We start from the raw sequence: 23,009 nt of genomic DNA, 5'->3' as shown, positions 1-23,009 counted from the left end.
TGTCTGTGGTGCCCCGTGGCCGAGAGCCCGGGGGTGCCGACCCCCCCGATCTCCTGAGGTGCCTCTCCGCATGCCCACCCGCAACGACCTGCGCAACGTCGCGATCGTCGCCCACGTCGACCACGGCAAGACCACCCTGGTCGACGCCCTCCTCCGCCAGGCGGGCGCCCTGGGCCGCGCCAAGGGCGAGGGCACCGACGCCGACACCACGCAGGACCGCGTGATGGACTCGATGGACCTCGAGCGCGAGCGCGGCATCACCATCCTGGCCAAGAACACCGCCATCCGGCTGGCCGACGACGAGGGCAACCCGGTGGTCGTCAACATCGTCGACACCCCGGGTCACGCCGACTTCGGCGGCGAGGTCGAGCGCGGCCTGTCGATGGTCGACGGCGTCGTCCTGCTCGTCGACGCCTCCGAGGGGCCGCTGCCGCAGACCCGCTTCGTGCTGCGCAAGGCGCTGGCCAAGGGGATGCCGGTCATCCTCGCGGTGAACAAGACCGACCGCGCCGACGCCCGCATCGAGGAGGTCGTCGACGAGAGCTACGAGCTGTTCATGGAACTGCTCGAGGACAACGGCTCGGACGCCGACGCCCTCGAGTTCCCGATCGTCTACTGCAACGGGCGCACCGGGCAGGCCTCGCTCAACCGCCCGGAGAACGGCACCGTCCCGGACAGCCCGGACCTCGCGCCGCTGGTGAAGACGCTGCTCGACACGATCCCGCCGCCCTCCTACGACGCCGAGGAGCCGCTGCGCGCGCAGGTCACCAACCTCGACGCCTCGCCGTTCCTGGGCCGGCTCGCGCTGCTGCGCATCCACTCCGGTGAGATGAAGCGCGGCCAGCAGGTCGCCTGGTGCCGCACCGACGGCACGGTCAAGAACGTCAAGATCACCGAGCTGCTGGTCACCGAGGGCCTCACGCGGACCCCGGCCGACAGCGCCGGCCCCGGCGACCTGGTCGCCATCGCGGGCATCGAGGACATCATGATCGGCGACACCCTCGCCGACCCCAACGACCCGCGCCCGCTGCCGCCGCTGACCGTCGACGAGCCGTCGATCTCGATCACCATCGGCATCAACACCTCGCCGATCTCGGGCAAGTCCGGCAAGAAGCTCACCGCGCGGCTGATCAAGAACCGCCTGGACCAGGAGCTGGTCGGCAACGTCTCGGTGCGCATGCTGCCCACCGAGCGACCCGACACCTGGGAGATGCAGGGCCGCGGCGAGCTCGCGCTGGCGATCCTCGTGGAGCAGCTGCGCCGGGAGGAGTTCGAGCTCACCGTCGGGCGGCCCACCGTCGTCACCAAGGAGATCGACGGCAAGCTGCACGAGCCGGTCGAGCGGGTGACCATCGACGTCCCCGGCGACTACGTCGGCACGCTCACCCAGGCGCTGGCCACCCGCCGCGGGCGCATGGAGAACCTGGTGCACCACGACACCGGCTGGGCGCGGATGGAGTACATCGTGCCCTCGCGCGGCCTGATCGGGTTCCGCACCGAGTTCCTGACCGAGACCCGCGGCACCGGCGTCCTCAACCACAACCTCGAGGGCTACGAGCCGTGGCTGGGCGACATGCGCGCCCGGCCCACCGGCTCGCTGGTGGCCGACCGCCAGGGCGTGGCCACCTCCTACGCGATGTTCTCGCTCCAGGAGCGCGGCTCGATGATGGTCTCCCCGGGCACCGAGGTCTACGAGGGCATGATCGTCGGCGAGAACTCCCGGCCCGACGACATGGACGTCAACATCACCAAGGAGAAGAAGCTCACCAACATGCGGTCCTCGACCGCCGAGGAGCTGGAGCGGCTGATCCCGCCGCGCATCCTGAACCTGGAGCAGGCGCTGGAGTTCTGCGCCGAGGACGAGTGCGTGGAGGTCACCCCGGCCGCCGTCCGCGTCCGCAAGGTCATCCTCGACCAGAACGAGCGGGGCAAGTCCAAGAACCGCAAGCCCAAGCCCAGCTGACCCGCCGTCGGGGTCACCCCTCGATCTCGGTGCAGCGCCCGTAGACGAACAGCGGCTGCGGCAACCGGCCACCGCAGTGCCGGCCGTAGTCGAGGTAGAAGCTGCCGGACTCGGCCCGCTCGTGGAGCTCGTCGCACGCCGACCAGTCCGCCTCGAAACAGGCCCGTGCCAGCTCGTCGAACTCCGCGTCGCTGCCCAGCCCCTCCGGTGGGGTGGGCTCTCCGAGGAAGTACTCGAGGCAGCCGCCCCGGGTGGCCGGTGCCCGACCGCCGCACGTGGACCCGTACTCCACGTAGACCGGGTCGTACCGCGGCTGGAACAGGGTGTCGCAGGCGGTGATGATCCCGTTGAAGCAGTTCTCGGCGCCGGTGGCCCCACCCGGATCGGCGGCGTCGGTGGGGACGGGTGCCGGCGCGAGCGGGTCGTCCGCCGTCACGGGGGTCCCGGCCGCAGTGGACGCGGTCGCGGTGCCGGCGCCGGGCGTCGTCGGCGTCGCGCCGGCGGGACCGCCGGCCGCCGAGGTCCGCGGGCCGTCGTCGGCGAGGGACGTGGCCAGGAGCGCGCCCCCCACCCCCAGGGCCGCGACCAGCACCGCGCCGACGACGAGCGGGGCGCGGCCCCGGGCGCGGCGGCCGTCCCCGCCGGCCGGCGCCTGGTCCTGCCAGCTCGGCGGCGGGGTCTGCCGGGGGGGCAGGACGACGGTCGTGCCCGCCGGCGCCCGCCGGCCGGCACGGTCGACGGCCGCGGCTGCCCGGTCGATCAGCTCCCGTGCGCCCGGACGGGCCGACGGGTCCTTCGCGAGCCCGGCGGCGAGCACCGCGTCCAGCGCCGCGGGGATGCCCGGGCGCACCGCGGACGGCGGTGCGGCCGAGGTGCTCAGGTGGGCGTGCATCAGCGAAGGGAGGTCGTTCCCGGCGAACGCGCGTCGCCCGGTGAGGCACTCGTGGAGGACGCAGGCGAGGGCGTAGACGTCGACCGCCGGGGTGACCGGTCCGCCGAGGAAGCGCTCGGGGGCCATGTACTCGAAGGACCCGATGGCCTCGCCCGCGCGGGTCAGTGCGGGACCGGCGACGTCGCTGGTCGATCGCGCGATGCCGAAGTCGACCAGGTAGGCGAAGGGTGCCTCGCCCGCTCCGGTGAGCAGGATGTTGGACGGCTTGACGTCGCGGTGCACCAGGCCGGCGGCATGGGCGGCGTCCAGCGCCGCGGCGACCTGACCGAGCACCCGCACCGCCTGCTCCGGGGGGAGGGCGCCCACCCGCGCCAGCAGCGCGTCGAGGCCCTCGCCGTCCACCAGGCGCATGTCGAGGAAGAGGCGGCCGTCGAGCTCGCCGTACCGGTGGATGGGGATGACGTGCGGTTCCGTGAGGCTCGCCGTCAGGAAGGCCTCCCGGCGAAACCGCTCCCGGAAGGCCGGGTCGGAGGCCAGGTGCTCGCTGAGCACCTTGAGCGCGACCACCCGGCGGTGCTCGGAGTCGTAGGCGCGGTACACCTCTCCCATCCCGCCGCGGCCGAGGAGACCGTCGATCCGGTACGGGCCGAAGGACTGAGCGGGCACCGGGCCTCCGATCTGCCGCGCCCTGTGTGGCCGGCGTCCTGTGGCCGGCGAGTGTAGGAGGCAGGTCGACCTCGCGGCCGGAAACGGGACGCCCCTCGGGGAGGTCACGAACTGGTCACGGCTGGTGATGACCGGCCGGGGGACGGGGGCGCGCCCGGGGCCGACGCGCAGGGTGCCGCCCGACACGCCTCCTACGGTGCTCTCGGACCCCTCTGACCACTCCGGTCTCGGGAGTCGCACCACCGGAACACGGGACGGAAGGCTGGCGACGCGCATGAGGACGACTCCCCGAACGGGACTGCTGCCCGAGTCCGAGGGGCACCGCGGTGGGATCGACGTCCGCGTCAGCATCCGCAGCGACGCCGGTGACGGGGACCAGGGCTTCGACGGCGCCTGGTTCCCGCGCAGCCGCGACCTCGCCGTCGAGGTCCCCGAGCTGGTGGCCGCGCTGGACCGGCGCGGCGTGCGGGTCGAGCGCTTCACCTACGCCCTCGACGCCTGGCTGCCCGCGCCCCGCAAGGTCGTCGTCGGCGGCCGGGTGGTGCGCACCGGCGGGTTCCGCAGCATGGAGCCCGGCGCGGTGTGCCTCAGCTGGGCCGGCGGCAACAAGCGCGCGGACCTGCTCGTCGTCCCGCCGGAGACCGACGTGGTCACCGGCGCCCGCGCGCTGCGGCTGTGCACCCGCCGCGGCCTGCCCCGCTCCCCGCAGATGGTGATGGCCGCCGCGCGGGCCACCCCGCTGCCGCAGGTCCCCGTTCTGCGCGCCGTGTAGCCGGGCCCCGCGGGCGCGCCCCGCCCGCGGCCGCGCCCTCCCGCAGACCCTGCGGGAGGGCGCGCCGCGATCAGGGCACCAGGTCCGCGGTCAGTCCTGCGGAGCGCTCGGCCGGCCCGCGGCGACGGGGCGCGCGGCGTCCACCACGTCGGCCGGGTCGGCGGGGGCGCCGTGCGAGAGCGCGGCGGCGTCGGCGGCGAGCGCGTCGGCGGACTCCTGCGCACGGTCCCTGCGGTACTGCAGGTAGGACCAGACGACCGCGGCGGCCCAGATGACGTAGAGGGCGGCGTAGATCGGGTAGCGGACCGCGTCGGGGGCGTCGAGCCAGTCGCTGCGCAGCAGGGTGCGGGTGTTGGTGACGATGATGATGCCGCCGACCAGCGAACCGAGCAGCCGCGGCGGCACGTGGCGCACCAGCCAGGCGGCGATCGGCGCGGCGATCATGCCACCCAGCAGCAGGGCGGCCACCCAGGCGAAGTCGATGCCCTGCGAGCCGAGCGCGAGCAGGAAGCCCAGGCTGGCGGCCAGCGCCACGAGGAACTCCGAGGTGTCGATCGAGCCGATCACCTTGCGGGGCTCCATGCGGCCGCTGGCCAGGATGGCCGGGGTGCCGACCGGACCCCAGCCGCCGCCTCCGGTGGCGTCGACGAAGCCGGCCACCAGGCCCAGGGGGCCGAGGAAGCGCTTGCGCATCGGCTTGCCGAGGTGGCGCCGGTCGATGCCGCGCAGGGTGAAGCGGACCAGCAGGTAGACGCCGAGGCCCAGCAGGATCAGCGACATCACCGGGGCCGCCACCTCGGTGGAGAGGGCGGACAGCACGGTCGCGCCGGCGAACGCGCCGACGGCACCGGGGACGCCGATCTTCAGGACGACACGCCAGTCGACGTTGCCGAACTTCCAGTGCGACAGCCCCGACATCAGCGTGGTGCCGATCTCGGCGAGGTGCACGGTGGCCGACGCGGCGGCGGGGTTGGTGCCGATGGCCAGCAGCAGCGTCGTGGACGTGACGCCGTAGGCCATGCCCAGGCTGCCGTCGACGAGCTGCGCGCCGAGGCCTGCGAGGGCGAGCAGGATCAGGGTCTTCATCGGGGACGGACTCCGGGGAGCAGGCCCGCGGCAACCGGCAGGGGTGCGTCAGCGCGGGAGGTGGCGGGAACGGGTGCGGGGACTCAGCAACCCGGACAGCACGCCGTGCAGACCCGCAGCAGGTCGACGTGGATCCGCCCCACCAGGAGCACCGCCGTCGCCGCCACGAGGCGTATGTCTACCAGAGAGGTGGACATTCGCCAGTGGGAGGTCCAGCACGTGGGACCGCTCCGCCGCACACCCGCCGGGAGGCGACCCGACGCGCCCCCGGGCTCAGCCCGCGACTGCGTCGGTGAGGACGTACACCAGTGCGGCGACCGCTCCGGCCGCCGGGAGGGTGACCGCCCACGCGACGACGATGCTGCGCGCCACGCCCCAGCGGACCGCGGAGATCCGGCGGGTCGCGCCGACGCCCATGATCGACGTCGCGGTGATGTGCGTGGTCGAGACCGGCGCGGCGAACACCGTCGCCGCCGTCACCATCACGCCCGAGGCGACGGTCTGGGCGGAGAACCCGCCGGCCGGTGTCAGCTGGATGATCCGCCGGCCCATCGTCCGCATGATCCGGAACCCGCCCGCATAGGTGCCGGCGCTCAGCGTGAGGGCCGCGGCGAGGACCACCCACAGCGGGACCTCGAAGTCGTCGATCTCCCCGGCGGTGAACAGCGCCAGCGTGATGACGCCCATGGTCTTCTGCGCGTCCTGCATCCCGTGCCCGAGCGCCATGGTGGCCGAGCTGACGATCTGCGCGTAGCGGAAGCCGCGGTTGGCCCGCGTGACGTTGGCGCCGCGGAAGGCCCACAGGATCGACAGCATGAACAGGTAGCCCAGGCCGAAGCCGACCAGCGGCGAGGCCACCATCGGGATGACGACGTCCTCGACGATGCCCATCCACTGAGCGCTGTGCGCGGCCGCCAGCGCCGCCCCGACCAGCCCGCCGATGAGCGCGTGCGACGACGAGGACGGCAGCCCGAACCACCAGGTGATCATGTTCCAGGCGATGGCGCCGACCAGGGCGGAGAACACCACCCGCAGGCCCTCGTCGCCGACCGGCGGGGCGATGATGCCCGCGCCCACCGTCTTGGCCACCTCGGTCGACAGCAGCGCGCCGATCAGGTTCATGACCGCGGCGAGCGCCAGCGCCACCCGGGGGTCAGCGCCTTGGTGGAGACCGCGACGGCGATGGCGTTGGCGGCGTCGTGGAAGCCGTTGGTGTAGTCGAAGGCGAGGGCGACCAGGACGATGGTGACGAGGGCGAAGAACGCCGCGTCCATCAGCCGGCGCCCATCAGAGCGGGTCCATCGAGGGCCTAGGACTCCTTGACCGTGATGGTCTCGACGACGTTCGCCACGTGCTCGAAGGCGTCGGCGGCCTCCTCGAGCTGGTCGGCCACCTCCTTGAGCTTGAGGATCTCCAGCGCGTCGAACTCCCCGCTGTAGAGCCGCGAGAGCAACCGGCGGTAGAGCTTGTCGGCCTCGTTCTCGATCCGGTTGACCTCGATCCAGTAGTCGGAGAGGTCCCTGAGCGTGCGCAGCCGGGGCATGGCCTCGGCCGTCGTCTGCGCCGCCCGCTGCAGGAGGGCCGTCTGCTGGTGCATCTCGGCGGGCAGGGTGCCCAGGCCGGTGAGGACCACCAGGTCCGCGGCGGTCTCGACGAAGTCCATGACGTCGTCGAGGTCGCTGGCCAGGTTGTAGATGTCCTCGCGGTCGAACGGCGTCACGAAGCTCGAGTTCAGCTGGCGGAAGATGGCGTGCGTGGACTGGTCGCCCACGTGCTCGAGCTCGCGCAGCCGGGCGGCGAGCTCGTCGCGGCGGGCGTGGTCGTGGATGAAGTCGCTCAGGACGTCGGTCGCGGCCACCAGGTTCTCCGCCGACGCGGTGAACAGCGGGAAGAAGCTCGAATCCCTGGGCGTGAGACGGAAGGGCACGAAGAAGTCGCTCCGGTCGGCAGTGGTTCCCCGGGCGACCCGCCCGGGAGGGCGGGTGCGCGGCCGTCGGGCAGCATAGGTGCCCGCTTCCCCCCGCCGTCCCCCGGCGGAGTCACAGAGCGGACGCGTCGTCCCCCGCATCGGTGACGGCTGTGACGAGGTCCTCACGCGCGCGGGCGACCCGCGACCGGATGGTGCCCACGGGGCAGCCGGCCACCTCCGCGGCCTCGGCGTACGGCAGGCCCAGCAGCTGGGTGAGCACGAAGGCCTCGCGGCGCTCGGGGGCCAGCCGGGACAGCAGGTCGCCCACGACCACCCCCTCGCCCACCCGGTCGGCCGTGCCGGCCGCCGGGCCCTCCAGCGCCGTGCGGACGGCGTCGTCGGACACCAGCGTCAGCCTCCGGCGCCGACGCGAGCGCAGGGCGTCGGCGCACACCCGGCGCGCGATGGACAGCAGCCAGGTCCGCAGCGTCGAGCGGCCCTCGAACCGGTGCAGCGAGCCGAAGGCGCGCAGGTAGGTCTCCTGGGTGAGGTCGTCGGCGCTGCTCCGGTCGACCAGCGCGGCGCACAGCCGCCACACGTCGGACTGGGTCGCCCGTACCAGGGCCGCCGCGGCCAGGGCGTCACCCCCGGCGGCGTCGGCCGCGTAGCGCTCCAGGTCCTCCACGTGCCCGATCCTCCCGAACCGCCGACCCCGTGCGACATCCCCGTCCTGGGGGGAACTCCGGGGAGCCGGCCGACGACTATCTCCCCATGGAGTGTCCCGGATTCCGCGAGGCGGTCTCGGCGCGGCTGGACGGCGAGTCGCCGGGGATGCCGGTCGGGGAGCTCGACGCGCACCTGGCCGGTTGCCCGTCCTGCGCGGCATGGGCCGACGCCGCGGCCGGCGTGACCCGGCGGGCCCGGCTCGCGCCCGCCCCGCCGGTGCCCGATCTCACGGCGGCGGTGCTCTCCGCCCTGCCCCGGCAGCTGCCCGGCGCCGCGGCGGCGGCCCGTGCCGGGCTGGTGAGCGCCGGCCTGCGGCTGGCCCTGCTGGCCGTCGGCGCCGCGCAGGCCCTGCTCGCCTGGCCCGCGCTGGTCACCGGGACGGCGGCGATGAGCGCACCGGTGCACATGGCGCACGAGACCGGCGCGTGGAACCTGGCCGCCGGAGCCGCCTTCCTCGCCGTGGCGGCCGGACCGCGGCTGGCCGCCGGCGCCCTGCCGTTCCTGGGCACCTTCGTCGTCCTGCTCGCCGTGCTCACCATCGGCGACCTCGGGGCGGGGCACGTGCACGGCGAGCGCGCCGCTGCGCACGTCCTGCTCGCCGTCGGCGTCGTCCTCGTCGGTGCCGTCGCCTGGCGCGGTCGGCGCCGCTCCCACGCGTTCGCGCGTGGGAGAGTGATGGCGTGAGCCGTGCAGCCCGGTGGTCCCCGGGCCGGTCGGCGGCGCTCCTGGTCCTCCTGCTCGCCGCCCTCCTCTCCGCGGGTGTCGCGACCGCTCCGCCCGCGTCGGCGCACGCCAGCCTGGTGTCCACCGACCCGGGGGAGGGGGCGCGGCTGCCGGCCGTGCCGGACCGGGTGACGCTGGAGTTCAACGAGGGCGTCTCGCTGGGCGCGGGCTACCTGCGCGTGCTGGACTCCGGCGGAGAGCGCGTGGACACCGGGGACGCCGGGGTCGACGGCGGCACCGTCAGCGTGGGGCTGCGCGACGGGCTCGGCGACGACGGCTACCTGGTCACCTACCGGGTGATCTCCGCGGACTCGCACCCGATCTCCGGCGCGTTCTCCTTCGTGGTCGGCGACGGCTCCCTCGTCGACGCCTCGGTGGCCGGCGCGGGCGACGACACCGATCCCGCCGTCGCCGTCGCCCTGCCCACCGGCCGCTGGATCGGGTTCGCCGGGCTGGCCCTGGCGGTGGGCGTGCCGGCGATGGCCGCGCTGTGCTGGCCGGGCGGCTGGGGCTCGGGGCTGCTGCGCCGGCTCACCGCGGCCGGGTTGGCCGCGGTCGCCGTCGGGGCGGTGCTCACCTTCCTGGCGCAGGGCCCGTACGCGGCCGCGACCGGCCTGGGGTCCGCGGCCGACCCCGCGTTGCTGCAGGCGACCCTCGACTCGGAGCTCGGGGTGGCCCTGCTGGCGCGGCTCGCGCTCACCGCCGGGCTGGCGCTCCTCCTGCTGCCCTGGCTGCGGCGGGGCGAGACGCCCGCTCCGCAGGGTCTGCTGCTCGGCGCCGTCCTGGCGACCGGGCTGGTCGTCAGCACCGCGGCCGTCGGCCACCCGGTGGCCGGCCCGTACCCGGCGATCGCCGTGCTGGCCGCGACCGCCCACGTGGCCGCGATGGCGCTGTGGCTGGGCGGCCTGGTGGCGCTGCTCGCCGCGCTGCTGCGCGAGGGCGTCCCCGCCGGGGAGATGGCCGGCGCGCTGCCCCGCTTCTCCCGGGTCGCGGCGACCTCGGTCACCGTGCTCGTCGTCTCGGGGGTCGTGCAGTCGGTGCGGGAGGTGGGGTCGCCCGACGCGCTGTTCTCCACCGGCTACGGGCGGCTGCTGCTGGCCAAGCTGGCGGTGGTGCTGCTGGTCCTGGCGGCGGCCGGGGTGTCCCGGGTGTGGGTGCAGCAGCGGCTCGGCGTGCGGCCCCGTCGCGCGCCGCGCCGCGGCCGGGTGACGGCCCACGCCTTCGCCGCTGCCGAGGCCGGCGAGGCGCCGTCCCCGGAGGTGGCCCGCGCCGCCGCCGCCCGCGAGGAGCAGCTGGCCGCCGGCGCGGCCGCCGAGCGGGGCGCGCTGCGCCGCTCGGTGCTGGTCGAGCTGGGGCTGGCCGCGGTGGTGCTCGCCCTGTCGGCGGTGCTGGTGGGCACGCCGCCGGCGCGGGCGACGGCCGCGCAGCCGGTCGACGTCACCGTGCCGCTGCAGTCCGCCGCCGGTGAGGCCGGCTCGGTGCAGATCTCGCTGGACCCCGCCACGCCCGGCGCCAACGTCCTGCACGTCTACCTGTTCGACGAGGCCGGTCAGCTCACCCAGCCCCAGGACATCCGGGTCACCCTCACCGAGCGCGGGCAGGAGATCGGCCCGCTGGCCGTCGACCTGCAGCCGGCCGGCCCCGGGCACTACATCGGCGACGGCACCGTCGTCCCCTCGGCGGGCACCTGGACCCTGGCGGTCTCGGTCCGGCTCGACGAGTTCACCGCCACCACCGCCAGCACCGAGTTCCCGGTCCGCTGAGCGGCCCCGTCCGATCCCCAGGAGAACCGTGTCCCCGTTCCGCCCGCTCGCGCGCCTCGGCGTCGTCGTGCCGGCCGTCCTCGCGGCGCTCGCGGCGTCGGTCGTCCTCGCGGGCGGCGCGTCGGCCCACGTCACCGTCTCCTCGCCCGACGCCGAACCCGGCGGCTACGCCACCCTCACCTTCCGGGTACCGAACGAGAGCGACACCGCCAGCACGGTGTCCCTGCGGGTGCAGCTGCCCACGGACACGCCGCTGGTCTCGGTGAGCACCCGCCCGGTGCCGGGGTGGACGGTGACGGCGACGCGCTCGGAGCTGCCCGAGCCGGTCGACGTCGAGGGGACGCCGGTCGGCGTGTACGTCTCCCGGCTCGAGTGGCGGGCCGAGCCCGGTGCCGGCATCGCACCCGGCCAGTTCCAGGAGTTCGCGATCGCCGCCGGACCGCTGCCCGACACCGGTGAGCTGGTGCTTCCTGCGGTGCAGACCTACAGCGACGGCACCGAGAGCGCCTGGATCGAGCCGACGGTCGAGGGCCAGGCGGAGCCCGAGCGCCCGGCGCCGGTGCTCGCGCTCGGCGCCGGAGCGGGCGACGGGCCGGCGGCGTCGGCGGACGGTCACGGGGACGACGACGCCACCGGCGACGCCGGCGCGTCGGGTCTGGCCCTGTTCGTGGCCATCCTGGCGCTGTTCACCGGCCTGGCCGGTGTCGTCCTCGGGTACCGGGCGGGCCGACGTACCGTGTCCTCGTGACCGCATCGCTGCGCCGGCTGCCCGCCGGCCTGCTGGCCGCCGGCCTGCTGCTGGGAGCCTGCTCGGCGGCGGACGTCGACGAGCAGGCCGCGACGTCCTCGGGCCACGACCACTCCGCCGGGATCACCGTGGTGGGGCCCGACGACGAGTACGCCGGCCTGGACCTGCCCGATCCCTACCAGCGGCCCTCGTTCACCCTCACCGACACCACGGGGGCGACCTACGACTTCGCCGAGCGGACGGCGGGCCGGCCGACGCTGCTGTTCTTCGGCTACACGACCTGCCCGGACATCTGCCCGACGACGATGGCCGACGTCGCGCTCGCACTGCGCCGGCTCGATCCCGCGATCACCGAGCAGGTGCAGGTGGTCTTCGTCACCACCGATCCGGCGACAGACACCGGGCCGGTGCTGGGGGAGTACCTGGCCCGCTTCGACGCCGACCTGCCGGTGGACTTCGTCGGGCTGACAGGGGAGCAGGGGCCGATCGACCGGGCGCAGCTCGCGGCCGGGGTGCCCCTGGCCGAGGACGAGGGCCGCCAGCACTCGACCATCCTGCTGCTGTACGGGCCCGACGACCGCGCGCACGTCGCCTTCGACGGTGGCAACACCGCTGCCGACATCGCCTCCGACCTCGAGAAGGTCCTGGAGGGCTAGCGGTGCGCAGGACGTCGGCCCGCCTGCTGGTGGTCCTGGCGGGCGTCGTGGCCGTGCTGGCCCTGGCCGGGCCGGCGGCCGCGCACGTCGGCGGTGACGTGGCCGGCAGCGACTTCGACGGCCGGGTGACGTCGGTCAGCCCCGAGCTGCCCGGGGTGACCGTCCGGGTGCTGCAGTTCGGCGACGAGATCGAGGTCGTCAACACCACCGGCACCGACGTCGAGATCCCCGGCTACAGCGGCGAGCCCTACCTGCGGATCGGCCCGGACGGCGTCTGGCGCAACAGCCGCAGCCCGGCCACCTACCTGAACCTGGACCGCTTCGGGCGGGCCGACGTCCCCGATACCGCCGACGTCGCCGCCGAGCCCGAGTGGGTGCAGGTGTCCACCCAGCCGCGCTACGTCTGGCACGACCACCGCACGCACTGGATGAGCGAGCGCTCGCTCCCGCCGCAGGTCGCCGCCGACCCCGACCGTGCCCACGTCGTCTCCCGCTGGGTCGTGCCGATGACCCACGGCGGCACGTCCGTCGAGGTGGCCGGCGAGCTCACCTGGGAGCCGCCGCCCTCGCCCTGGGTGGTGTGGCCGGCGCACCTCGCCGTGGCCGCCGCCGCGCTCGCGGCCGGCCTGCTGGCCCGCGACGCCCGGCCGCTGGGTGCGGCCATGGCGCTGGGCGGCGCGGCGGCGCTGGCGCACGCGCTGGGCACCCCCGAGCCGCCGGCGAGCGTCGCGTCGCACGCGGGCGCGATCGCCTCCGCGCTGCTGCCGGCCGCCGCGGCGGTGCTCGTCGCCGTCCTCGGCGCGCGGGCGGCCTGGCGCGGGCGCGGGCGGATGGCGGGGCTGTGCGCCGTGGTCCTCGGCTGGCTGCTGCTGGTGCAGGGGCTGCCCGACGTCGACGTGGTGTGGAGCGCGAACGTGCTCTCGGCCGGCCCGGAGGCGTTCGCCCGGGTCACCGTCGCGCTGCTGCTGGGTCTGGGCGTGGGCCTCGTGGCCGGTGGCATCGCCGCGGTGCGCCGCTTCCCGGAGTACCGACGCGCGGCGACCGCCCGACAGGCGGCGTGACGGCCCTCCTGCAGGCCCCACCGCCGGCCTGCGAGCGGTGGGGGCAGGAGGGCCCTCCGTCAGGCGGTGTCGGGGACCGGGTGCAGCATCGCCCGGTTGGAGAACAGCTCGTTGGCGCGCTGCAGGTCGGTCTCGAAGTCGACCTCCACGGCGGAGAACCGGCTGATGTCCACCGGGCGGACCCGCAGGCCGTCGGCGCCGATCGCGGTCTCGATGCCGCGCTCGAAGTAGTCCTGCGCCGCGCAGGCGGCCAGGTGCTCGACGAGCACCGGCTTGTCGGCCGCGGACACGTAGTTGATGCCCACGGCCTCGCCCAGCCCGCCGGTGACCGTCTTGGACAGCTCGGCGATGCACCCGTCGCCGTCGAGGGTGTACTTGACCTCCTCGTCGGCGACGGTGGAGGTGTCGACGCAGACGAAGCTCTCGTCGGCCAGCACGGAGGGCAGCGCGGCCTCGAGCACCGCCGGGTCGAACACGACGTCGCCGTTGAGCCAGAGCACGCCGCCGTCCCGGGTGGCGCGCAGGGCGCGCAGCAGGCTCTGCGAGGTGTTGGTCCGCGCGTAGTCGGGGTTGTAGACGAAGCGGACGTCCGGCGCGGCCCGCATGATCCGCTTGGCCTTGAAGCCGACGACGACGGTGACGTCGACGGCCGGACCGAGCACCGCCCGCAGCGTGTCGAGCTGGCGCTGCAGGATGCTGCGGCCGTCGTGCAGCGGCGTCAGCGGCTTGGGGTGCGGGCGGCCCAGGCGGGTGCCCATGCCGGCGGCCAGGATCACCACCTGCACCGGGACGGTCGCGGGCCGGCGGGTGCTGGCGGAGCGGGCGAGGTCCAGCAGACCGGTGGCCGGTCCGGCGTCGAGAGCGCGGTCAGCGATGCGCACTGTCGTCCCCTCCTCGGGTCGTCGCAGAGCCGGCGGACACGGTGTCGGCCGGGAAGAGCAGGTCGAGGACGCGCTCGGTGGCGTGCCCGTCCTCCAGGGAGCAGAAGGTGTCGCGGAAGCGGGCGTAGCGCTCGGCGCCGTCGGCCATGACGGCGTCGAGGTCGGCCAGCGCCGCCACCAGTTCCTCGCTGGTCCGCAGCAGCGGCGTCGGGGCCACCTCGGCCAGGTCGAAGTAGAAGCCGCGCAGCTCGTTCTGGAAGTACTCCAGGTCGTAGGTGAGGTAGAGCAGCGGCTTGCCGGTGATCGCGAAGTCGAACATCGTCGACGAGTAGTCGGTGACCATCACGTCGGCGGCCAGGTAGAGGTCGCGGATGTCGGGGTGACTGCACACGTCGCGCACGGCCGAGCCCTCCGCCACCTCCAGCCGGTCCATGACCATGTTGTGCAGCCGCAGCAGCAGCACGTGGTCGGCGCCCAGCCGGGCCGAGAAGTCCTCGAGGTCGATGGCGAACTCGAAGTCCTGGGGGCCGGTCTTCTGGAACACCAGGTCGTCGCGCCAGGTCGGGGTGTAGAGGACGACGGTCTGCCCGTCGGCGATGCCGAGGTCGGCGCGCACCCGGGCGCGCACCGCGTCGCGCTCGGGGCTGAGAAGCAGGTCGTTGCGGGGGTAGCCGGTCTCGTGCACGGGGCCCTCGAAGCCGAACGCGCGCCGGAACCGCGGCGTGCTGGCCGGGTTGGGCGACAGCAGCAGGTCCCAGCGGGCGATGTCCTGCTCCAGGTAGGCCAGCCGCCCCTCGGGTGCCCAGAGGACGTCGTTGTGGATGCGCTTGAGCGGCGTGCCGTGCCAGGTCTGCAGGTAGGTCGTCCCCGGCCGCTTCTCCCAGTCCAGCGGGATGTGGTCGTTGGAGATGACGACGTCGGCGCGCTCCAGCGCGGCGATCGACTCGGGGCTGCCGAACTCGAGGGTGGCGACGTCCGCGGGGAAGGTGGCCCGGGTGTGCGGCGCCGACAGCCAGGTGTGCGTGGCGTCCGCCCCGCGGCGCACCAGCTCCTCGTACAGGGCGCGCGGGCTGTCGGAGAAGTGGCCGCGGAAGGCGACGTAGACGATCTCGGTGGTCATCGGGGTCCTCCCGGGACGTCGGTGCCGCGCCGGGCGAGCACCGGCGTCAGCAGGTCGGCGAGCTCGCGCCACGAGCCGACGACGGTCAGCACGCCCGCCTCGCGCAGGACGGCGTCCCGCTCCGCCCGCTCGGCGGGCGGGACGAACAGCAGGTTGCCGACCGTCGGGCAGCCGGCGCGGACGGCCGAGAGCGCACCGGCCTGGGAGTCCTCGACGGCCAGCGCGGTCGCGGGGTCGACGCCCAGCTGCTCGCAGGCGAACAGGTAGACGGCGGGGTCGGGCTTGCTGGTGGGCACCGGCAGCGAGTCCTCGGCGCTGAACCGCACCGCGGGCGGCAGCAGCTCCGCCAGGCCCGTGGCCCGGAAGCAGGCGTCCAGCCGGGTGAGCGCGCTGGAGCTGACCACGGCGGGCGTCAGGTGCCGGGCGAGCTCGGTGACGGCCGCGGTGGTCTCCTCGTGCGGCCGCAGCACCTCGCCGAGGTGGGCGGTGACGGCCCGCCTCTCCTCGGCGACCCACGGTTCGACGTCCGCGTCCGGGCGGCCGGCCTCGGCGGCCAGCCGCCGCGACGTCGTCCGGAAGTTCATGCCGGTGGTGGCCAGCCGCAGCTCCTCGGCGGTGAACCGCTGCGGCGAGCCCAGCTCGGCGAGGAAGCGGTTGGTCACCTCGGCGGAGGCGACGAAGGCCGGCTCCTCGCTGGGGAAGAGGTTGCCGTCGGCGTCGCACAGCAGCGCCCGCAGGCCGGGGACCACGTCGGCGGGCAGGACCGGCGTGGTGGAGGGGGCGCTCACCGGTGCCCCGCGCGGGACCGGCGCACGGCTGCGGCCACCGTCGGCCGGACGCCGTCGCGGACCAGGCCGCGCAGGGCGGCGGCCAGGTCGGCCACGAAGGCGGCGTCGTCGCCCAGGTCCCCGAAGACCGGGCGGACGGCGAGAAGGGGGCGCGGGTCGGCGCCTCCGGCACGCGCCAGCGCCCGCAGCTCCTCGCCCCGGTCGTCCTCCACCGCGTCGTGCAGCTGCAGCCAGCGGATCCAGCCGGCCACCGCCAGCGTCAGCAGCGGCGGCCGCACGCCGCGGGCGAGGGACTCGCGCACGGAGGGCAGCAGGTGGTGGGCCATCTTCGTCGAGCCGCGCCGGCACAGGCGGTGCAGCCGGTCGCCGATGGCCGGGTTGGCGAAGCGCTGGAGGAGCACCGCCTTGTACTCGTCGAGGTCGACGCCCTCCGGCCGCGGCAGCAGCGGGGTCACCTCGGCGTCCATCAGCCGCGCGGCGTAGGCGGCGAAGACGTCGTCGCCCATGAGGTCGTCGATCCGCGCGTAGCCGGCCAGCGTGCCCAGGTAGCCGAGCGCGGAGTGGCTGGCGTTGAGCAGGCGGGTCTTCATCAGCTCGTAGGGGGCCACGTCGGGCACGAAGCGGACGCCCACCCGGTCCAGCGGCGGGCGGCCGTCGCGGAAGTCGTCCTCGATGAACCACTGGGAGAACGGCTCGGTGATCACCGGCCAGCGGTCCTCGACGCCGTAGCGGCTGGCCACGGCCGCGCGCTCCGCGTCGGTCGTCTGCGGGGTGATGCGGTCGACCATGCTGCTGGGGAAGCCGACGCGGTCGGTGATCCACCGGGCGAGCACCTCGTCGCGCCGGCGGGCCAGGCCGACCACCGCGGCCCGGGTCGCGTCGCCGTTGCGGTGCATGTTGTCGCAGGAGACGACGGTGAACGGCGCCGTCCCGGCCCGGCGGCGGCGGTCGAGGGCCTCGACGAGGTACCCGAAGGTGGTGCACGGCCGGGTCGGGTCGGCCAGGTCGCTGTGGAGGTCCGGGGCGGAGTCGTCGAACTCCCCGGTGTGCGGGTCCAGCGGGTAGCCCGCCGTGGTGATGGTCATGGTGACCATCCGGGTGCGCGGGTCGGTGAGCCGGTCGAGCACCGCGTCGGGGTCGTCGGGGGCGAAGTGGTAGTCGATCATGACGCCGACCACGCGGGCCCGCTCGCCGTCGGGACTGCGCTCGACCACCGTGTACAGGTGGTCCTGCGGCGCGAGCGCCTCGTGCATGGAGCGGTGGCGCAGGCCGACCCCGACGACGCCCCAGCCGGTCGAGATGCCGAGCTGGGCCAGGTCGTCGAAGTAGGTCAGCTGGTGGGACCGGTGGAAGCCGCCGACGCTCAGGTGGACGACGGCCGGGGTCAGCGCGGCGCGGTCGTAGGTCGGGACGGTCAGGTACTCACCGTGGAGGACCAGCGTCTCGTCCGAGAGCGGGCGGACCGGGGCGACTGCCGGGGCGGTGACGCGGGTGGCAGGGCCGGCGAGGGCCGGCGGGCCGAGGGATCGCTCCGGCGTCGTCATGCGGCATCCGTTCCTTCGCTCTCGTCGGTGCGATGACCTCCAGGTGGGTCCACCGGCCGGTGGGTCCCGCAGGCGGGTGTCGGGCGCCGGTTGTGCGCACGACGGGATCAGCGGGAGTGCTGATCATCGGTTCACGGCGGAGCCGATGTCCACCCGGGGGTCGAGGAGCAGTTCCTCGTCCGCCCGGGGGCGTCGGCCCGACCCGGTGGTCGGACCGGCGCGTTGGCTCCACGCCGAGAAGGCGTCCATGCCCCTCCCGGTGACAGCTAAACCCGTCGGCGACCGGAGGAGTTCCGTTCCGGCTGATCCGTCATCGGATCGCAACGCCTGGGACGTGGGAGACGTCACACGCGGCGCGTCCTCGCGAACACGCCGGGTAGGGGGTCACGAAACGGTCACGCAGTGTTTGTATGCCGGGGCCAGCGATCCGGCCCACCCGGGCTCTTCCCCACGGAGCAGGCAGGTACATGCGCAGCACCTCCCACGCGAGCGGCCCGGCCACCGGGTCGCACCGCGCGCCCACCCCCGCCCGCCGGCGAGGGGCGCCGGCGCGACGGCCCTCCGCCCTGCTGGGGGCGCTGGTCGCCGGTGGGATCGGAGCCGGGGTCCTCGGCCTGCAGAGCCCGCCGGAGGCCTCGGCGGAGGCCACCAGCGTCCTGTCCGCCCAGCAGGAGCTGGGCGTCATGGACGAGGCCGAGGTCATGCCCATGGCGTCCATCACCGAGGCCGAGGCCCAGGCGCGGCTCCAGGAGGTCACGGCCACCCGCGCCGCACGCGCCGAGGCGGAGGCCGCCGCGGAGGCGGAGGCGGCCGCGGCCGCGGCCGAGGCGGCCCGCCCCAAGACGGTGCTGCCGGTCTCCGGAGCCCGGTTCACCAGCGGCTTCGGCTCGCGCTGGGGCACCTTCCACTACGGCATCGACCTGGCCGCGCCCATGCGCACCCCCGAGTACGCCGCCGCCGACGGCGTGGTGCTGCGCGCCGGTGCCGCGAGCGGCTTCGGGCTGGCCGTCTACATCCTCCACGAGAACGGCGACGTGACCGTCTACGGCCACATGGACCAGATCCTGGTCGAGGTCGGCGACTACGTGGACGCCGGCGACACCATCGCGCTGCTGGGCAACCGCGGCCAGTCCACCGGCCCGCACCTGCACTTCGAGGTGCACGAGGGCGGGATGAACGGCCGGCGGGTCGACCCGGTGCAGTGGCTGGCCGAGCGCGGCGTCCACATCGGCTGAGCCGGCCCTCGCGGCGTCGCCGGGCGTGCCGGCTCCGGGCAGGCCGGCTCGGAGGCGTGCCGGCCGGCCGGCGCCGGGGCGTTGGCCCGCTGCCGGCCATGGGGGTGCCGCGAACGGCCGGTCCGGGGACATCGCTGGGAGGACGGCGCGGGCCGGCTCGGGGTGCACCGGCCGGCGTCGGGGCGTTGGCCCTCTGCCGGTCAGGGCGGTGTCGCGAACGGCCGGTCCAGGGACATCGCCGGGAAGTCGGCGGGTGGGAGCGCACCGGCGGGGACCTGCGCGACCCCTTCGGCAACCACCTGCGGATCGCCCAGCTGAAGCAGCCCTGACCGCCGGAGCGCCGCCCCACCCCCTCCGCGGTGCCCACCGACGGGGGATGTACAGTTGCGGACGGCTCAGGGGCACGCGACCGGGGCCGGAACGGGGCTGTGGCGCAGCTGGTAGCGCACCACACTGGCAGTGTGGGGGTCAGGGGTTCGAGTCCCCTCAGCTCCACCCCGATGACCAGGCCGTTCCCCTTCGGGGGAGCGGCCTGTGTCGTCTCTGGTTGCAGTTGTGGTTGCAGTTTGCCCACCCGTACCTGGCAGCAGTAGGGCGCTCATCCGGTCGGCCGCCTCGCGGGCCAGGGCCGGCATGACGTGGCTGTAGATGTCCATGGTCGTGCGCATCTGGCTGTGGCCGAGCAGCTCCATGACCACCCGCGGGTGGACGTTCTCGCTCAGCAGCAGCGTCGCGGCGGTGTGCCGGCCGTCGTGCAGCCGGACGTGCCGGACGCCGGCGGACCGGAGCAGACGGGTCCAGTCGTCGTAGTCGGTCTTCTTGTCGATCGGCCGGCCGTTGGGCTGGGCGAAGACCAGGTCCTCGTCGTGCCACTCGGACCCGGCGAGCATCTGCTCGCCGAGCTGGGCGGCCTTGTGCCGGTGCAGCTCGCCGACGAGCGGCATGGGCAGGGCGAGGGTGCGCTGGCTCCGCCGGGTCTTGGGCTCCTCGTAGACGAGGCCGCCGCCCCGCACGCGGTGGATGCTGCGCCGCACCGTGAGGGTGCCGTTGAGCAGGTCGATGTCCTTCCACTGCAGCGCCAGGGCCTCCGACTGCCGGAGGCCCAGGGCCAGCGCGACGGTCCAGCGCGCCGAGTTCCGGACATCCGCCGCTGCGGTCAGGACGGCGCGGGCCTCGCCCAGGTCCAGGGCCGTGGCGAGATCGCTGGGGCGCTGCGCGGGCGGGTCGACCAGTGTGGCGACGTTGCGCGGGACGTGGCCGCGCTGGACGGCGACGGTGAGGGCCCGGGACAGGATGCGGTGCTGCCGGAGCACGGTGGCGGGGGAGTAGCCGGCGTCCAGTAGGGCGCTGTAGAGCTGGTCCAGGTGCTCGGGACGAAGCCGGTCGAGACGGTGTCGTCCGATGCCTGGAATGAGGTGACGCCGGACGGCGGACTCGTAGCTCTCCAGGGTCCGCTGCCGTACGCGGCGCGGCGCGATGGTGGTGAGCCAGTGCTCGAGCCACCACTGCACGGTGGGGGTCGAGGTCTCGCTGATCGTCCCGGTGTCCCGTTTGCGTTCGAGCTCGCGGACCTTGGCCACGACGACGCCGCGGTTCTTGCTGCTGACGTGCCGGCGATCGGGCCGGCCGTTGGCCTTGAAGCCGACGGAGACATAGCCGTGCCACCGCCCGTCGGCGCCCTTGTGAATCGTCGACTCGCCGTTCGACGCGCGTCCTGCCATCGGCTACCCCTGTGGTCTCGGCCGGCGGCCCAGTGTCGGACAGGAAGCCGGGGGTGAGGTGTCTGCCTGTGGATTCACGCAGCGTCGTCCGGCGTGGGGCCCATTTCGAACAGTCCGTGCTGCGTCGTGGTGGTTCGCCGGCGTGCAGGCGAACGAGCCGGGACGGCCCGTGGCGCCTCCAGCCGTCGCACGTAGCGCTCGAGCTCTGCTCGCGACAGGCGGCAGCTGCGGCCGATGTGGACGGGGCGGAGGTCACCGGCCTTCATGAGCGCGTACAAGGTGGTCCGACCGACGCCGAGCACCCGAGCGGCCTCCTCGGGGGTCAGCAGCAGTGGATCGGCGGCCAGGACCCGGCGTGGCTGCTGTGGATCCCCCATGTCGCTCACTCCTCCACGCGCTCGGCGATCGCTTCACGCGTCGAGGGGCGAACGCATGCTGCCGCTGGTCGAAGATGCGCGGACGGTCTGCAGGATTCCTCCGGTGACGGACGAGGAGGCCGATGGGCGTCGCCGGAACGCGCTACTGGCGACTGGAGCCCTACTGGAGATTCGGTCAGGAACGCTGAACGGGACACGAGGTACAAGCCGATCGTCGACGGCGACCGTGTCCGGTCGGATGAGACCACCGGTCAGGATCCGGAGGTGTATTGACGGCGACGGGGGCTGCCCAACGGCGCACTGGGGGACTACTGGAGCCACGTCTGTGCAGGCCGTCCACGGCTGGGCGGTGCTCCCCAACGCGCTGCTGGGGATGCGCCGCGTGAAGCGGCTTCCAGCCCCGGAGCGGGGTGCCTTTCAGCGCCCGCTGGCCAGGTAGCAGAAGTGCTACCGTAAGCCGGTGGACGTGATCCCGCAGAAGGAACTGCGCAACCAGGTGAGCGATGTCCTGCGCCGTGTCGAGGCCGGCGAGACGTTCACCGTCACGGTTGCCGGCCGCCCGGTCGCTGAGCTCCGGCCGGCCCGTCGGCGTCGTTGGGTCAGTGGTCCTGCGCTGGCCGAGGTCTGGCAGGGCCCGGCGCCGAGGCTGCTGGAGGACGATCTCGCTGGGCTCGGAGCTGAGCTGACTGATCCGTTCGACCGATGAGGGCGCTGTTGGACACCTCGGTCCTGATCGGCGCGGATGCGCCGGCCGGTGTGGAGGCGGCGATCAGCGTTGCTTCGATCACCGAGCTGCACTTCGGAGTCCTGGTGGCACAGGACGACGACGAGCGGGCGCGCCGCGTGGATCGCTTGGCCGCGGTCGAAGCGGCGTTCGACCCGTTGCCCATCAGCGTCGAGGTGGCGCGGGCGTGGGGCCGGCTCGCGGCGGCGGTCACCCACCGGGGAGGCAATCCTCGGCGGCGGCACATCGACCTCGCGATCGCGGCGACCGCGACGGTCGAAGGGGTGCCCCTGCTCACCAGCAATCTCGCCGACTTCGAGATCATCAAGGACCTGGTCGACGCTCGGCATCCGTGAGCTCGGCGGGCTCCCTGAAGGACGTCGAGAATGGAGCCGGATCGGGAGCAGGGTCGTTGCAGCCAGCGGTCGGGCGGGCGGCCATGACTCGCGGCGATGGCGTCGGCCGTGCCGTCTTGACGCCTCGGCCCGACCCGGATCGGCGTACTGCAAGCCCCCGCCCCGTCACCGGCCGCCCGCGTCATCGCCACCGCCACTCGTTCGACTTGAGTGGACAGTGCCTCGGAGGACACCGGGGTTCCTGGAGAACCTCCGCGGCCCACCGATAAACGACCAAGATCACGAGGCGACACACGTCTTGCATTTCGGCCGGAAGCCCCGATGGCCGCTTGGTGTGTCGGTCTACACCAAGGATGCGAGGGTCGTCTGCGCCGCCGCCGACGGACTCGACACTCGTCTCAACGAGTCTTCGAACCGAGGATGCATGAGGTGTGAAGGCCCGTATCTTGTCTTCTCCAGCAGGCCGTTTGAGAGTCGCCGGCGCGAAGTCGGGGCCGGCTGGGCGAAGAGAGTCGGCGTCCAGCCTTGGTCACGAGAAGCCCGGCATCTGAGCGCACAGCTGCGGGTGAGCTCAGCCCTGATCCACCGTTGATCTTGGGGGCCAGGAGGGCGATCAAAAGCGAGAGTGCCCCTCCGGGCAGGCAGGATGTCGATTGCGACGTCCACAGCCCACCGTCCCGAGAGGGGCACCTCGTAAGTGAAAGCCTGCCACAGAGTCGTCCCTGTCTTTGATGATCCGAATCTGGTGTCGACCGCGGGGCTGGTGCCGGTGCTCCGGCTGGGCGAGACAGCGGGTCTGCACGAGCAGCTTGCGGGGCTGACGGTGCCCAGTCCCAACGCCGCGGCGAAGACGGTGTGCGTGATCGGCGGGATGCTCGCCGGTGCGGACTCGATCGAGGACCTGGATCTGCTGCGCCACGGCGGCATGGGCCGCCTGTTCACCGAGGTGCGCGCTCCGTCGACGCTGGGCACGCATCTGCGGGCGTTCACCCACGGGCACGTCCAGCAGCTGGACTCGGCGGCCTCGGCGACCCTGGCGGGGCTGACCGGCCGGGTGCCCGGTCTGCTGGCCGGCGGCGGCCAGGACGGAATGGTCTACCTCGACGTCGATGACACCGTGCGCGAGGTGCACGGCTACGCCAAGCAGGCCGCCGCGTTCGGCTACACGCGGGTGCGCGGGCTGAACGCGATCGTGGCCACCGTGTCCACACCGATCGCCGCGCCGGTGATTGCCGCCGCCCGGCTGCGGCGGGGCAACACCGCCTCGGCCGCCGGAGTGGGCCAGCTGGCCGCCCGAG

General features: G+C 74.1%; 22 protein-coding genes, 1 tRNA gene and 1 pseudogene. 12 read left to right on the top strand and 12 right to left on the bottom strand.

Annotation, left to right across the window (positions count from 1 at the left end; genetic code table 11):
* Nucleotides 1–70 precede the first annotated feature (70 nt).
* Nucleotides 71–1,963 carry a translational GTPase TypA gene (gene typA / locus ACK586_RS21695; protein WP_409332589.1) on the top strand — a complete coding sequence of 631 codons (1,893 nt, stop codon included), beginning with the start codon at nucleotides 71–73 and terminating at the stop codon, nucleotides 1,961–1,963.
* A 13-nt stretch (nucleotides 1,964–1,976) separates the two neighbouring features.
* Here the strand turns inward: typA and ACK586_RS21690 are convergent, their stop codons facing one another.
* Nucleotides 1,977–3,521: a serine/threonine-protein kinase gene (locus tag ACK586_RS21690; protein WP_409332588.1), complete on the bottom strand. Its 1,545-nt coding sequence runs from the start codon at nucleotides 3,519–3,521 to the stop codon at nucleotides 1,977–1,979.
* A 274-nt stretch (nucleotides 3,522–3,795) separates the two neighbouring features.
* On the opposite strand from ACK586_RS21690, the gene ACK586_RS21685 reads away from it, so the two are divergent.
* Complete coding sequence (locus tag ACK586_RS21685) at nucleotides 3,796–4,293, top strand: DUF5994 family protein (protein ID WP_409332587.1); 498 nt, start codon at nucleotides 3,796–3,798, stop codon at nucleotides 4,291–4,293.
* A gap of 90 nt (nucleotides 4,294–4,383) precedes the next feature.
* Here the strand turns inward: ACK586_RS21685 and ACK586_RS21680 are convergent, their stop codons facing one another.
* The 5 genes from ACK586_RS21680 to ACK586_RS21660 all read right to left on the bottom strand — a co-directional run bounded on the left by ACK586_RS21680 (nucleotide 4,384) and on the right by ACK586_RS21660 (nucleotide 7,973).
* The gene (locus tag ACK586_RS21680) at nucleotides 4,384–5,379 is read right to left on the bottom strand and encodes a sulfite exporter TauE/SafE family protein (RefSeq protein ID WP_409332586.1); all 996 of its coding nucleotides are present in this window, start codon (nucleotides 5,377–5,379) and stop codon (nucleotides 4,384–4,386) included.
* 273 nt (nucleotides 5,380–5,652) lie between these two features.
* Nucleotides 5,653–6,525: an inorganic phosphate transporter gene (locus ACK586_RS21675; protein WP_409332585.1), complete on the bottom strand. Its 873-nt coding sequence runs from the start codon at nucleotides 6,523–6,525 to the stop codon at nucleotides 5,653–5,655.
* A complete protein-coding gene (locus ACK586_RS21670) occupies nucleotides 6,498–6,653 on the bottom strand; it encodes a hypothetical protein (RefSeq protein ID WP_409332584.1) in 156 nt (51 codons plus the stop codon). The genes ACK586_RS21675 and ACK586_RS21670 overlap by 28 nt, the downstream gene beginning before the upstream one ends.
* 35 nt (nucleotides 6,654–6,688) lie before the next feature.
* Nucleotides 6,689–7,306, bottom strand: a complete 618-nt coding sequence (locus ACK586_RS21665) for a DUF47 domain-containing protein (protein WP_409332583.1) — start codon at nucleotides 7,304–7,306, stop codon at nucleotides 6,689–6,691.
* 112 nt (nucleotides 7,307–7,418) lie between these two features.
* On the bottom strand, nucleotides 7,419–7,973 hold the full coding sequence (locus tag ACK586_RS21660; protein ID WP_409332582.1) for a sigma-70 family RNA polymerase sigma factor: 555 nt from the start codon (nucleotides 7,971–7,973) through the stop codon (nucleotides 7,419–7,421).
* A gap of 86 nt (nucleotides 7,974–8,059) precedes the next feature.
* Between ACK586_RS21660 and ACK586_RS21655 the strand changes: the two genes are divergently transcribed.
* The 5 genes from ACK586_RS21655 to ACK586_RS21635 are packed head-to-tail and all read left to right on the top strand — an operon-like array spanning nucleotide 8,060 to nucleotide 12,965.
* Entirely contained in the window at nucleotides 8,060–8,698 is a 639-nt protein-coding gene (locus tag ACK586_RS21655; RefSeq protein ID WP_409332581.1) for a zf-HC2 domain-containing protein, read from the top strand.
* Complete coding sequence (locus ACK586_RS21650) at nucleotides 8,695–10,500, top strand: copper resistance CopC/CopD family protein (protein WP_409332580.1); 1,806 nt, start codon at nucleotides 8,695–8,697, stop codon at nucleotides 10,498–10,500. Before ACK586_RS21655 ends, ACK586_RS21650 begins: the two co-directional genes overlap by 4 nt.
* A gap of 28 nt (nucleotides 10,501–10,528) precedes the next feature.
* Complete coding sequence (locus ACK586_RS21645) at nucleotides 10,529–11,248, top strand: YcnI family copper-binding membrane protein (RefSeq protein ID WP_409332579.1); 720 nt, start codon at nucleotides 10,529–10,531, stop codon at nucleotides 11,246–11,248.
* On the top strand, nucleotides 11,245–11,904 hold the full coding sequence (locus ACK586_RS21640) for an SCO family protein (RefSeq protein ID WP_409332578.1): 660 nt from the start codon (nucleotides 11,245–11,247) through the stop codon (nucleotides 11,902–11,904). Before ACK586_RS21645 ends, ACK586_RS21640 begins: the two co-directional genes overlap by 4 nt.
* A 2-nt stretch (nucleotides 11,905–11,906) precedes the next feature.
* Complete coding sequence (locus ACK586_RS21635) at nucleotides 11,907–12,965, top strand: hypothetical protein (RefSeq protein WP_409332577.1); 1,059 nt, start codon at nucleotides 11,907–11,909, stop codon at nucleotides 12,963–12,965.
* 59 nt (nucleotides 12,966–13,024) lie between these two features.
* On the opposite strand, the gene ACK586_RS21630 is transcribed toward ACK586_RS21635, so the two are convergent.
* From ACK586_RS21630 to ACK586_RS21615, 4 genes are read right to left on the bottom strand one after another with little or no spacing between them, the layout of a single operon-like run.
* Nucleotides 13,025–13,846, bottom strand: coding sequence for a phosphocholine cytidylyltransferase family protein (locus ACK586_RS21630; protein ID WP_409332576.1), 822 nt, complete (start codon nucleotides 13,844–13,846; stop codon nucleotides 13,025–13,027).
* The gene (locus tag ACK586_RS21625) at nucleotides 13,833–14,966 is read right to left on the bottom strand and encodes a CDP-glycerol glycerophosphotransferase family protein (protein WP_409332575.1); all 1,134 of its coding nucleotides are present in this window, start codon (nucleotides 14,964–14,966) and stop codon (nucleotides 13,833–13,835) included. Before ACK586_RS21625 ends, ACK586_RS21630 begins: the two co-directional genes overlap by 14 nt.
* Nucleotides 14,963–15,754: an HAD family hydrolase gene (locus ACK586_RS21620; protein WP_409332574.1), complete on the bottom strand. Its 792-nt coding sequence runs from the start codon at nucleotides 15,752–15,754 to the stop codon at nucleotides 14,963–14,965. The genes ACK586_RS21625 and ACK586_RS21620 overlap by 4 nt, the downstream gene beginning before the upstream one ends.
* Complete coding sequence (locus ACK586_RS21615) at nucleotides 15,751–17,298, bottom strand: mannitol dehydrogenase family protein (RefSeq protein WP_409332573.1); 1,548 nt, start codon at nucleotides 17,296–17,298, stop codon at nucleotides 15,751–15,753. Before ACK586_RS21615 ends, ACK586_RS21620 begins: the two co-directional genes overlap by 4 nt.
* A 467-nt stretch (nucleotides 17,299–17,765) precedes the next feature.
* Between ACK586_RS21615 and ACK586_RS21610 the strand changes: the two genes are divergently transcribed.
* Together ACK586_RS21610 and ACK586_RS21605 are read left to right on the top strand one after the other, a co-directional pair.
* Complete coding sequence (locus ACK586_RS21610) at nucleotides 17,766–18,533, top strand: M23 family metallopeptidase (protein WP_409332572.1); 768 nt, start codon at nucleotides 17,766–17,768, stop codon at nucleotides 18,531–18,533.
* 422 nt (nucleotides 18,534–18,955) lie between these two features.
* Nucleotides 18,956–19,028 (top strand) — tRNA-Ala (locus ACK586_RS21605).
* 200 nt (nucleotides 19,029–19,228) lie between these two features.
* Here the strand turns inward: ACK586_RS21605 and ACK586_RS21600 are convergent.
* Together ACK586_RS21600 and ACK586_RS21595 are read right to left on the bottom strand one after the other, a co-directional pair.
* A pseudogene (locus tag ACK586_RS21600) lies at nucleotides 19,229–20,254 on the bottom strand (site-specific integrase); the annotation flags it as partial.
* Between the two features lie 74 nt (nucleotides 20,255–20,328).
* Nucleotides 20,329–20,631, bottom strand: coding sequence for a helix-turn-helix domain-containing protein (locus ACK586_RS21595; RefSeq protein ID WP_409332598.1), 303 nt, complete (start codon nucleotides 20,629–20,631; stop codon nucleotides 20,329–20,331).
* Nucleotides 20,632–21,091: 460 nt separating this feature from the next.
* Between ACK586_RS21595 and ACK586_RS21590 the strand changes: the two genes are divergently transcribed.
* The 3 genes from ACK586_RS21590 to ACK586_RS21580 form a co-directional block, all read left to right on the top strand.
* Nucleotides 21,092–21,337, top strand: a complete 246-nt coding sequence (locus tag ACK586_RS21590; RefSeq protein ID WP_409332571.1) for a type II toxin-antitoxin system Phd/YefM family antitoxin — start codon at nucleotides 21,092–21,094, stop codon at nucleotides 21,335–21,337.
* Between the two features lie 8 nt (nucleotides 21,338–21,345).
* A complete protein-coding gene (locus ACK586_RS21585) occupies nucleotides 21,346–21,711 on the top strand; it encodes a PIN domain-containing protein (protein WP_409332570.1) in 366 nt (121 codons plus the stop codon).
* Between the two features lie 745 nt (nucleotides 21,712–22,456).
* Nucleotides 22,457–23,009 (top strand): transposase family protein (locus ACK586_RS21580; RefSeq protein WP_483409973.1); only part of this gene is annotated, 553 nt, incomplete at its 3' end.

It is taken from the genome of Trujillonella humicola (genome assembly GCF_046233715.1).
Taxonomy (GTDB): Bacteria; Actinomycetota; Actinomycetes; order Mycobacteriales; family Geodermatophilaceae; genus Trujillonella; species Trujillonella humicola.
The sequence above is the reverse complement of the archived record's forward strand: the minus strand, read 5'-3'. Positions and strand labels throughout refer to the sequence as shown.

What these genes read in the sequence shown, in the direction of transcription:
- typA (WP_409332589.1), top strand. Translation starts at nt 71, where the DNA reads ATGCCCACCCGCAACGACCTGCGCAACGTCGCGATCGTCGCCCACGTC.
- ACK586_RS21685 (WP_409332587.1), top strand. Translation starts at nt 3,796, where the DNA reads ATGAGGACGACTCCCCGAACGGGACTGCTGCCCGAGTCCGAGGGGCAC.
- ACK586_RS21680 (WP_409332586.1), bottom strand. Translation starts at nt 5,379, where the DNA reads ATGAAGACCCTGATCCTGCTCGCCCTCGCAGGCCTCGGCGCGCAGCTC.
- ACK586_RS21670 (WP_409332584.1), bottom strand. Translation starts at nt 6,653, where the DNA reads ATGGACGCGGCGTTCTTCGCCCTCGTCACCATCGTCCTGGTCGCCCTC.
- ACK586_RS21655 (WP_409332581.1), top strand. Translation starts at nt 8,060, where the DNA reads ATGGAGTGTCCCGGATTCCGCGAGGCGGTCTCGGCGCGGCTGGACGGC.
- ACK586_RS21625 (WP_409332575.1), bottom strand. Translation starts at nt 14,966, where the DNA reads ATGACCACCGAGATCGTCTACGTCGCCTTCCGCGGCCACTTCTCCGAC.
- ACK586_RS21615 (WP_409332573.1), bottom strand. Translation starts at nt 17,298, where the DNA reads ATGACGACGCCGGAGCGATCCCTCGGCCCGCCGGCCCTCGCCGGCCCT.
- ACK586_RS21610 (WP_409332572.1), top strand. Translation starts at nt 17,766, where the DNA reads ATGCGCAGCACCTCCCACGCGAGCGGCCCGGCCACCGGGTCGCACCGC.
- ACK586_RS21595 (WP_409332598.1), bottom strand. Translation starts at nt 20,631, where the DNA reads ATGGGGGATCCACAGCAGCCACGCCGGGTCCTGGCCGCCGATCCACTG.